The sequence below is a fragment of the Thiomicrospira sp. genome (genome assembly GCF_014859555.1).
In the GTDB taxonomy this organism is placed as follows: domain Bacteria; phylum Pseudomonadota; class Gammaproteobacteria; order Thiomicrospirales; family Thiomicrospiraceae; genus Thiomicrospira.
The window spans coordinates 1-1,634 of sequence record NZ_JACUTY010000132.1 but is presented as its reverse complement, the minus strand read 5'-3'; the positions used below and the strand labels follow the sequence as shown (position 1 = coordinate 1,634).

The 1,634-nt window shown below is 43.0% G+C and carries 2 protein-coding genes; both read left to right on the top strand.

Translation table 11 applies throughout. From position 1 onward, the window contains the following. Nucleotides 1-210 precede the first annotated feature (210 nt). The gene (locus IBX48_RS10500; protein ID WP_296834365.1) at nucleotides 211-459 is read left to right on the top strand and encodes a hypothetical protein; all 249 of its coding nucleotides are present in this window, start codon (nucleotides 211-213) and stop codon (nucleotides 457-459) included. A 2-nt stretch (nucleotides 460-461) separates the two neighbouring features. Beyond that, on the top strand, nucleotides 462-1,601 hold the full coding sequence (locus tag IBX48_RS10495) for a hypothetical protein (protein ID WP_296834363.1): 1,140 nt from the start codon (nucleotides 462-464) through the stop codon (nucleotides 1,599-1,601). The last annotated feature ends 33 nt before the right edge of the window (nucleotides 1,602-1,634 follow it).

The window sequence follows — 1,634 nt, the reverse complement described above, 5'->3', positions numbered from 1 at the left end:
GTCACCCGAATGAAAAACCGCATGAACGGCACCGGCTGGGGCGCAGGTGCATCCGCGCGCTTGTTGTATCGGATATACTTGTTATCCGCGTGGTATAACAAAAATCAATATATTTAACCACCAGGCCTGGTGGTGGCAACGTGGCGCATTTGTTGCTATACTGCTTGGCCGTTTTTAAAATGATAAATATTCAATTATCCGGAGGCTGTAATGTCTTTTTTTATCGCTGTTGTGTTGCTTGTTGTTGGCTTGTTGTTGGCTAACTTTTTGTGGTCGGTGAAGGCTAACAAACGCATGGAAAGCGAAGCAAAACGCTGTTTGCAAAATGATTGCGAAGCGGATGTGGCATGGCATTCGGGCGGTCGCGTTTATACCAAGGGTCTAGCGTTGATCGAGCAGAATAATCAATTGCGTTTTGTTAAACAAGCGAAGTTGTGTGATATTGGCTTATTGAAATAACCATGTCGGATTTGTCGCAGGCCTGGTTTGGCTGGATTCCGACTAATCGCGGGCAAATCGAATTTAGTTATATCGGCTTGCCGGATGATTTGGCGGGTTCGTTTGAAATCGTTAATACGGAACATATTCATTTCAAGCGCATTCACCTTGATTATCTCTCTGACACCCTTCCTTTCGCAAAATACTTTGTAAAAAAATCGGCTTCGCGTGAATATTATGCAACCGCGGATGTGGCGCTTCAAAAACAGGGTCAGCAAATTCACGGCAGTGTAAACGTTTCCTATCCGCTGGCAGGCAAAAACCTAGAGTTGGACGCCGAGTTTGTGATTGAAGTGAATAGCGGTGTGATTGAATTCAACGGCTTGCGGCTATCAAGCCATGATGACTTGCTCACCGCAGGCGTCATTGATCAACTTCGTACTACACTCTACATCCTGATTAAAACCCTTGTGCATGGCGATGCTCACCATCATCAAAAAATTGATATCGCGTTGCCGATTGTGGTCGGGCAGTTTGATGCCGCACAAGTATCCAGCGGCTTGTTGGATTACATAAAGCTGGCAGAGCGTAACATTAAAAAGTCTAAAAACTGTGAATCCATGCTGCGTGTGTCTAACTTGCTTGAGGAGTTGAACGGTTTTAAGGCCTATTTTCAGACCTTTGCAATATTATTTGATGATCCGGTTCTGAAAAAGCATTTGCAACTTGCTGAAAACGTGATCTCTTCGGCCAAAGCGCACCACGAAAAACGCATGCATAAGGCGCGTTATAAAGAAGGACTGCAAACGGCTGTCATCACCTTTATCGGGTTGTTCATTTCAACCAGCCTGCTTGCGGCTAATCTATATGATAAAACAGTGGTTAATCAGGTTGGGGAATACTTAAATCAGTTTTCGCAGATCGATATTTTCTTAACCTTGGTTGCGGTGAATATCATCGGTTTTTATTTTTATATTCGCTGCAAGCTCAATGCTTTTGTTTATTACAAGTATTATCGGTATTTTGAATTTTTAAGGTTTTTTAAACACTCGCACCTAGAACAACTTAACGTGTGGGGCAAGTTGATAAAATTTACACCTGTTTTGTTTGTATTGGCCGGACTGTTGATACTGTTGAAAGAATTGATCGAGTTTGTCCGATAAAGTTTTGTCTTATTGTATAACCAGGCCTGGTGG

Excerpts from the sequence above, each read along its gene's own strand:
- IBX48_RS10500 (WP_296834365.1), top strand. The coding sequence starts at position 211 with ATGTCTTTTTTTATCGCTGTTGTGTTGCTTGTTGTTGGCTTGTTGTTG.
- IBX48_RS10495 (WP_296834363.1), top strand. The coding sequence starts at position 462 with ATGTCGGATTTGTCGCAGGCCTGGTTTGGCTGGATTCCGACTAATCGC.